The sequence below is a fragment of the Candidatus Allofournierella excrementavium genome (genome assembly GCF_048526665.1).
Lineage (GTDB): Bacteria > Bacillota > Clostridia > Oscillospirales > Ruminococcaceae > Allofournierella_A > Allofournierella_A excrementavium.
Window position 1 is genome coordinate 44,989 of record NZ_DBGFPE010000009.1, and the last position, 7,913, is coordinate 52,901.

Here is a 7,913-nt window from a genome sequence, read left to right on the forward strand (position 1 = left end):
GGTCACTCCTCCTTGTCCTTTTTGAGAATGGCGCAAAGGGCCGCGGCGTCCACCGCGCCCTTGAAGTCCTTGGCGCTGCACCCGGCGCGCCCGCCGCCCGCGCAGGCACAGGCGCAGGCGCAGGAAACGCAGGCGCAGGCACAGGCGCATCCGCCGCCACTGCGCCGCCCCGCGCCGGAGCCGCGGCCCGAGCCGCCCCCAAAGCCGCCAAACCCGCCGGAGCCGCCGGAGGGGCCGCCATGGGGCGGGCGGGGCCCGCCGTGGTGGTGGGGGCCGTACCAGCCGCCGAAGCCGCCCAAAAAGTAGCGGCCGGAAAGCCGGCGCGAGAGGTTCCAGATCACCAGAGAGAGGAACAGCACCCACAAAAAGAGGCCCAGCGCATCGTTGCTGTCCTGGGAGTCTTCGCTCCAGCCGGTGTCGGCGCTGTTTCGGTCCATGCCCGGGTCCAGGGGGCCGGCGGCGAAGGCGGACTGGTCCGCGTAGTCGGCGGCAAAGGTAAGGCGCGCGCCCTCGGGCAGGTCGGTCCACTCGCCTTGCACCCCGTTGGGTGTTCCGGTGAGGTCGCCGGTCACCGGCGCGCCTTCCAGTTCGGCGGCGTAGCTGGCCCGGGCGTCTCCGTCCTCCCAGGTGAAGGTGAGCTGTTTTGTCTCGGCTTCGTCGAACCAGCCGGGGGTGAACTCAAAGTTCACCGAGCCGTCGTCGTACACTTCATAGAGATGGGTCACGTGGAGGGTGAACTCGAGGCGCACCGTCTCACCGGCGTAGTAGCGGCGGTCCAGGTCCAGCCGGACGTAGCTGCCTCCCTCGGGGTAGGAATAGAGGTCGGCGATGGTGTCGCTGTGGCTCACCGGCTCGATGTTATTATTGGGCACGCCCACCTTCACCCATTCCAGCGGGCCGGCGGTGGTGGAGTCCAGCACCTTCCAGTGGATGTCGTAGTCGATGTCGGCGCTGCCGTCCGGCTGGATGCGCACGGTGATGAAGTATTTTTCGATCTCGTCCAGGTTGGCGGCGCTCACCGCCGGGCAAAAGAGGGCCGCCGCGGCCAGCGCCAGCGCCGCGAAGGCCAGGGCGAAGCGTTTCAGTTTTTTCATCGGGCGCCCTCCTTTTCCCGCAGCTGGCAGATGTGCTCCATCTTGGCGCTCTCGGCCCGGATGGCCGCGCACCGGGGGCTGCGCCAGATGGCCTTCCAGTCATCGGTGAGGATGTTGCCCAGCCCGTCGCCGGAAAGCCAGCTCTGGCAGGGCACCACCGTGCCGTCGGGGGCCACCGCCATGTTGCTCAAACACGCCCCGCAGGTGGGGGCCATGGTCAGCCCCAGGCCCAGCAGCGTCTCGGGGGGCAGCCAGCCGGGGCTGGTGAAGTCAATTTCCATGCCGTTTTCGGCGCACCAGGCTGCCGCCTGCCGCAGAAGGGCCTCCAGCTCCTCCGGGGAAAGGCGGGTGGCGCGGCTGCCCTCGGCGAGGGCCGCCCCGGTGGGGATGAGCCCCGAGCAGGTGACGTACCGCACACCGAGGCCGTGGAGGAATTTAAGCGTTTCGGCGTAGCCGGCGTTCAGGCTGCACAGGGGGGTGTTCACGCTCACCGAGAGGCCCGCCGCCAGAGCGCTGCGGATGCCCGCCACCGTGTCGGCAAAGCCGGGCGCGCCCACAAGGCCGTTGTGAATGGCCTCGTCGGCGCTGTAAAGAGTAATTTGCACGCTGTCCAGACTGGCCTCATAGAGGGCTTTGCAAAGCTGGGGGGTGAGCAGGCGGCCGTTGGTGTTCAGCCGGGTGACGAACCAGCGGGCCGCGTCCACCAGCTCCACCAAATCGGCGCGCATGGTGGGCTCGCCGCCGGTGAAGGTGACCTGAGGCACGCCCGCCCTGCGCAGGGCGTCCAGCACCCGCTTCCAGCCGGCGGTGTCCAGCTCCTGCACCTCCGCCTCCGGCTGGCCGGCGGCGTAGCAGTGCAGGCACTTCTGGTTGCAGTTCCAGCGGCCCTCCTTTTCCATGGCGCTGACCATCAGGTCCATGCGGTGGGGAGCGGTCATCTGGGGGGCGTAGTCCCCCAGGCTGATGGGCTGCACCTCCTCCGGGGGCTCCTGGCCCCGGGCGATGGCGATGAAGCTTTGCAGCATCCGCTCCAGCTCGGCCCGCATGCGGTCCGGCTTCACGCCGGGGTAGACCCGCCGGGCGGCGGCCACGGCCTTTTCGCCCAGGCCTTCCAGGTCTTCGTCGGGCACCTCCCGGTCGGCGTAGGGGGCCAGCGCGTCCATCAAACAGGCCAGCAGGATGGCCCAGGAAATATTCAGCGGCAACACGTCGTGGCCGTTCAGGATGACCACATAGGGCACGCTGCGCCGCAGGCGGCTGGCGGGGGGCAGCATGTGAAGGCGCACCACCCCCGGCCCGCCGGGGTTCAGGGTGATGTGGCGCACCTGAGAGAGATATTTCCGGCGGAACAAAAACTCCCGCAGGGTCACGAGGTCGATCACGTTTTTCACTCCTTTTCGCCGCCGCTCCCGTGCCGTGCGGCGCTTTGCTCTATTGTATCACACCGGCCCCGGCAAAAAAAGACCGGGCCGCGGGCTTTTGCCCGGCCGAAAATGCAAGAAAATACGGCCACTTCATAGATATTTTACAAATTTGTCCACACAAGCGCCACACTTTTCTTTATAATATGTAATAAGAGACCGGGGCGCGCAAAGCGCCCTTCTTTCAACTTTTTCCGACGGGGTGATCTGTCAATGGACGGCCGGGACCATTTTGTGGTGTTCGACGGGGTGTGCAAGTATTATCAGATGGGCGAAACGCGCATCGCCGCCGCCGACCACATCACTTTTCACATCGACGAGGGGGAGTTCTGCGTCATCGTGGGGCCCTCCGGCGCGGGCAAGACCACCGTGCTGAACATGCTGGGCGGCATGGACGTGTGCGACGAGGGCCACATCTGGCTGGACGGCGCCGAGATCAGCGCCATGAACCAGCGCCAGCTCACCGGCTACCGCCGGCATGACGTGGGCTTTGTGTTCCAGTTCTACAATCTGGTGCAGAACCTCACCGCCCTGGAGAACGTGGAGCTGGCCAGCGAGATCTGCCACGACCCCCTGCCCGCCGCCGAGACGCTGGAGCACGTGGGCCTGGGCCAGCGGATGGCCAACTTCCCGGCGCAGCTTTCGGGCGGCGAGCAGCAGCGGGTGTCCATCGCCCGGGCGCTGGCCAAGAACCCGAAGATCCTTCTGTGCGACGAGCCCACCGGCGCGCTGGACTACAACACCGGCAAACAGGTGCTGAAACTTTTGCAGGACACCTGCCGAAACACCCACCGCACGGTCATCGTCATCACCCACAACAGCGCCCTCACCGCCATGGCGGACCGGGTGATCCGCATCAAGAGCGGGCAGGCCATCTCCAACGAGACGAATCCCAACCCCACGCCGGTGGAACAGATCGAGTGGTGAACAAACGTTGCTGAACCGTACCTACTGGAAGTCCATCCTGCGCACCGTGCGCGCAAGCCTCTCCCGCTTTGTGGCCATCTTTGCCATCGTGGCGCTGGGCGTGGGCTTTCTCTCCGGCCTGCTGGCTTCGCCGGTGGACATGCGCCTTTCCACCGACACCTACTGCCGCGAGGCCAACCTCTATGACATCAAGATACAGTCCACCCAGGGCCTCACCGACGAGGACCTGGCCGCCGTGCGGGCGGTGGAAGGGGTGGAAGGGGTCATGCCCGCCCGGGACATGGACCTGGTGCTCACCAGCGAGAGCGGCGAGAGCCTGACCACCCGGCTGCAGAGCATCCCCGAAGAAAGCCTGCCCGAGGAGGAGCAGCTCAACCAGCTGACCCTTGTGGACGGGCGGATGCCCTCTGCCCCCGGCGAGATCGCCGTGGGCCTGACCAAGGATTTTTCCGGCACCATCCCCGCCATCGGGGACGTGCTGACGGTGAACCAGACCGAGAACGACGAGGACGTCACCGACGCGCTGCCCCAGACCTTCACCGTGGTGGGCACCGTGCGCTCGGCGGCCTATTTCTCGGTGGAGACCGAATACACCAACGCCGGCACCGGCACCATCGACCTGTTCGCCTATGCCCCCGAGTCCAGCTTTGACATGGACTACTACACCACCTTCTACCTCTCGGTGGAGGGCGCGCGGGAGCTGAACTCCTTCTCCGCGGCCTACGAGAACAAGGTGGGCGCGGTGATGGACGGCCTTGAGGCCATCAAGGACGAGCGGGTGCAGGCCCGCTACGACGAGATCATCGACGATGCCGAAGCCGAGCTGGACGACGCCTGGGCGGAATACAACGACAAGAAGGCCGAGGCCGAACAGGAACTGGCCGACGCGGAACAGGAGCTCAAGGACGGCTGGGCGGAACTGGCGGACGCGGAGCAGGAGCTGGCGGACGCCAAGGTGGAAATAGACAACGGTCAGGCGGAGCTGGACACCAACAAGAACCAGTTCTACCTTCTGCTGCCCGGCTACAAGCAGGAGATCGCCGACGCCAAGGAAAAGATCCTGGACACCCAGGACCAGCTGGACGACGCCCAGGAGCAGCTGGACGCGGGCCGCACCCAGCTGGACCAGCTGAGCGCGGGCAAGGCCGCCTTCTGGACCATGGTGGAGACCCAGATCAATCCCCTGCTCATCCAGTACGGTCTGCCCGCCATCGACACCTCCGACCAGTCGGACGAAGCCACCATCGCCGCCATCGGGCAGGTGCAGACGCTGGTGGGCCTTGCGCCCTCCCTGCCCGAGGGCTTCGACCCGGCGCAGCTGGAACAGCTGGACCAGCTGAAAGAGGGCCTGCAGACGCTGGCGGACCAGGGCGCCACCCTGGACGCGTCGCTGGCGGCGCTGAACGAGCAGCAGGCCCAGATCAACGCCGGGCGCAAGCAGCTTTCCGACGGCTGGGCCGAGCTCCAGGCCAAGGAGCAGGAACTGAACGACACCATCGCCTCCACCGAAAAGGCCTTCGCGGAGGCGGATGAAAAACTGCTGGACGCGCGCCGGCAGTATGAGGACGGGCTGGCCGAACTGGAGGAAGGCCGGCAGGAGCTCATCGACGGCGAACAGGAATACGAGGACGCCAAGGCCGAGGCCGAGCAGGAACTGGCCGACGGCAAGGAGGAAATTCTGGACGCCGAGAGCGAAGTGCGCCAGATCGAAAAGGGCAAGTGGGTGCTGGGCGACCGCAGCGACAACACCAGCTTTTCCAGCTACGGCGACAATGCCGACAAGATCGCCGCCATCGCCACGGTGTTCCCGGTGTTCTTCTTCCTGGTGGCGGCGCTGGTGGCGCTGACCACCATGACCCGCATGGTGGAGGAAGAGCGGGGCCAGGTGGGCACCATGAAGGCCCTGGGCTACACCCGCGGCCAGATCGCCGCCAAGTACATCCTCTACGCCCTGGCCGCCAGTCTGGCGGGCAGCGCGGCGGGCATGCTCATCGGCATGCAGCTGTTCCCCCGCATCATCCTCAGCGCCTACAACATCATGTACGACCTGCCCGAACTGCTCACCCCCTTCAACTGGGGCTACGGCCTGCTGGCCACGGGGGCGGCGGTGGCCTGCACCCTGCTGGCCACCCTGAACGCCTGCTGGGCCGAGCTGCGGGAGCAGCCCGCCAGCCTGATGCTGCCCAAGGCCCCCAAGGCCGGCAAGCGCATCCTGCTGGAGCACATCGGCCCGGTGTGGCGGCGGCTGAAGTTCACCCACAAGGTCACCGCCCGCAACCTGTTCCTCTACAAAAAGCGCTTCTTCATGACGGTGGTGGGCATCGCCGGCTGCACTGCCCTGCTGGTGACCGGCTTCGGTCTGCACGACTCCATCTCCGACATCGTGGAAAAGCAGTTCGACGAGCTGGCCCACTATCAGATGCTGGTCTCCCTGCAGGACGAAAGCGCCCTGGAAGGGCGGGACCTCGCGGCCATTCTGGAGGATGGCTCCAAGATCACCGGCTGGCTGGCCATGACCCAGGAGGACGCCACCGTGGTGCCCGAGGAGGGCAACGAGGCGGACAACGTCTACATCACCGTGCCCAGCGACACCGGGGCGCTGAACGACTACTTCACCTTCCGCCAGCGCACCACCGGTGAGGCGGTGCCCTTTGAGGAGGGCTCGGTGATCATCACCGAAAAGCTGGCCGAGCGCCAGGACGTGGGCGTGGGCGACGCCATCACGGTGGAGAACGCCGACGGCAAAGAGGCCGCTTTCACCATCACCGGCGTGTGCGAGAACTACGTCTACCACTACCTCTACATGAGCGCCGACGTTTACCGCGAGGCCTTTGGGGAGGACCCGGAGGTGAATCTGCTCTACTGCAGTCTGGCGGACGGGGTGGACACCCCCGAAGCGGAGGACGAACTTTCCACCGCGCTGCTGAAATGCCGGGACGTGGCGGGCGCCCAGTTCACCCACGAGATCACCGCCAGCTTCAGCCAGAGCCTGGGCAGCATCAACTACATCGTGGTGGTGCTCATCATCGCGGCGGGTGCGCTGGCCTTCGTGGTGCTGTACAACCTGACCAACATCAACATCACCGAGCGCTCGAAGGAGCTGGCCACCATCAAGGTGCTGGGCTTCTACGACAACGAGGTGGGGGCCTACATCTACCGCGAGACCTCCATCCTCGCCCTCATCGGCACGGCCTGCGGCCTTTTGTTCGGCATCGCGCTGCACACCTTCGTCATCCGCACCGCTGAGGTGGACATGGTGATGTTCGGCCGCTCCATCTACCCCATGAGCTTCGTCTGGTCGGCCCTGTTGACCATCCTGTTCAGCGTGCTGGTAAACCTTGTGATGTACCGCAAGCTGAAGAACATCAGCATGGTGGAGAGCATGAAGGCCCCCGAATAACCCCTTTGCAAAACAAGAAAGCGGCGTGACCCAAAAGGTCACGCCGCTTTTTCATGCCGTTTCTGCCTGGGCGGGCTGCCCGCCGCCCCGGGGCGCGCCGCCCCTGCCCAGGTCCTGCACCCGGTCGATGAGGAAGGAGGAGGCGGTGACGGTGATGAGGGAGAAGAGGATGCGCTGGAAGGGGATGTAGCTCAGCGACAGCGCCAGCACCGTCAGGTCGGTGAAGAGATAAGCGCCGGAGAGCCGCCAGCCGGTCACGTGGGAGATGGTGAGGGCCAGCGCGTCGTCGCCGCTGCCGGAGCCGCCCTGGCGGATGATGAGCCCCACGCCCACGCCCACGAACAGCGCGCCGGCCAGCGCCGCCGCCAGCGGATGGGCCGACAGGTCCGGCAGCATGGGCGGGAACTGCTCCCACACCTTGTACCAGCCGGACACCGCCAGCGTGGCGATGATGGAGTCGCGGATGAAGCCCCCGCCCAGAAAGCGGAAGGCCAGCAGATAGCACAAAAAGTCCAGCACCGGCGTGATGTAGGCCGGGGAGATGGAAAACCAGTGCTCGATGAGCAGCATCAGGCCGATGATGCCGCCCTCGGTGATGGCCGTGCGCTGGTGGATGTTGTGGATGCCGAAGGTGTAGATGGCCGCGCCCAGCACGATGATCAGCACTTTCTTCGTCATCCGCGCCGCGGCCTGCTTTTTGTTCGCTTTTTCGCCTGTTCTCATTCTATCCCGTTTCTTTTCAGTCGTTTGTTCTCTTCTATCATAAAGGATATAGCAGCTATATTGTCAAGGGGAGGACGCGCTGTTTTTCAAAAAAAGTGGGGCGCGGTTCCTTTGCCGGGGTGGCATAAGAAAACGGCGGTTCTGCCGTAGGATTTTGGCGCATAAAACACGCAGAGCGGCCCCACAAGCCACCAAGGCTTGCGGGGCCACTCTTTGTGCTTTTTTCACTCAAAATCCTGGGGCGTGGGCTGCGGGCGCAACAAAGATGCGCCCGCTCTGCTTTGCAGACCGCCCAGCCGGTCCAAGGCCCCACCGGGGCCTTGGCCGCTTCGCGGACCCGGACTGCAC

General features: G+C 65.5%; 5 protein-coding genes. 2 read left to right on the forward strand and 3 right to left on the reverse strand.

The features are described from left to right. Positions 1 to 2: 2 nt before the first annotated feature. Together ACMI1Q_RS03310 and ACMI1Q_RS03315 are read right to left on the reverse strand one after the other, a co-directional pair. Complete coding sequence (locus ACMI1Q_RS03310; protein WP_419502801.1) at positions 3 to 1,094, reverse strand: hypothetical protein; 1,092 nt, start codon at positions 1,092 to 1,094, stop codon at positions 3 to 5. Further along, positions 1,091 to 2,476 (reverse strand): radical SAM/SPASM domain-containing protein, encoded by a 1,386-nt coding sequence (locus ACMI1Q_RS03315; RefSeq protein WP_419502802.1) that lies wholly within the window; start codon positions 2,474 to 2,476, stop codon positions 1,091 to 1,093. Before ACMI1Q_RS03315 ends, ACMI1Q_RS03310 begins: the two co-directional genes overlap by 4 nt. A gap of 252 nt (positions 2,477 to 2,728) precedes the next feature. On the opposite strand from ACMI1Q_RS03315, the gene ACMI1Q_RS03320 reads away from it, so the two are divergent. Together ACMI1Q_RS03320 and ACMI1Q_RS03325 are read left to right on the forward strand one after the other, a co-directional pair. Next, positions 2,729 to 3,442: an ABC transporter ATP-binding protein gene (locus ACMI1Q_RS03320; RefSeq protein ID WP_419502803.1), complete on the forward strand. Its 714-nt coding sequence runs from the start codon at positions 2,729 to 2,731 to the stop codon at positions 3,440 to 3,442. 7 nt (positions 3,443 to 3,449) lie between these two features. Continuing rightward, positions 3,450 to 6,842 (forward strand): FtsX-like permease family protein, encoded by a 3,393-nt coding sequence (locus tag ACMI1Q_RS03325; protein WP_419502804.1) that lies wholly within the window; start codon positions 3,450 to 3,452, stop codon positions 6,840 to 6,842. Positions 6,843 to 6,893: 51 nt separating this feature from the next. On the opposite strand, the gene ACMI1Q_RS03330 is transcribed toward ACMI1Q_RS03325, so the two are convergent. Continuing rightward, positions 6,894 to 7,520, reverse strand: coding sequence for a YitT family protein (locus ACMI1Q_RS03330; protein ID WP_394979521.1), 627 nt, complete (start codon positions 7,518 to 7,520; stop codon positions 6,894 to 6,896). Between the last annotated feature and the right edge of the window lie 393 nt (positions 7,521 to 7,913).

Excerpts from the sequence above, each read along its gene's own strand:
- ACMI1Q_RS03310 (WP_419502801.1), bottom strand. The coding sequence starts at position 1,094 with ATGAAAAAACTGAAACGCTTCGCCCTGGCCTTCGCGGCGCTGGCGCTG.
- ACMI1Q_RS03320 (WP_419502803.1), top strand. The coding sequence starts at position 2,729 with ATGGACGGCCGGGACCATTTTGTGGTGTTCGACGGGGTGTGCAAGTAT.
- ACMI1Q_RS03330 (WP_394979521.1), bottom strand. The coding sequence starts at position 7,520 with ATGACGAAGAAAGTGCTGATCATCGTGCTGGGCGCGGCCATCTACACC.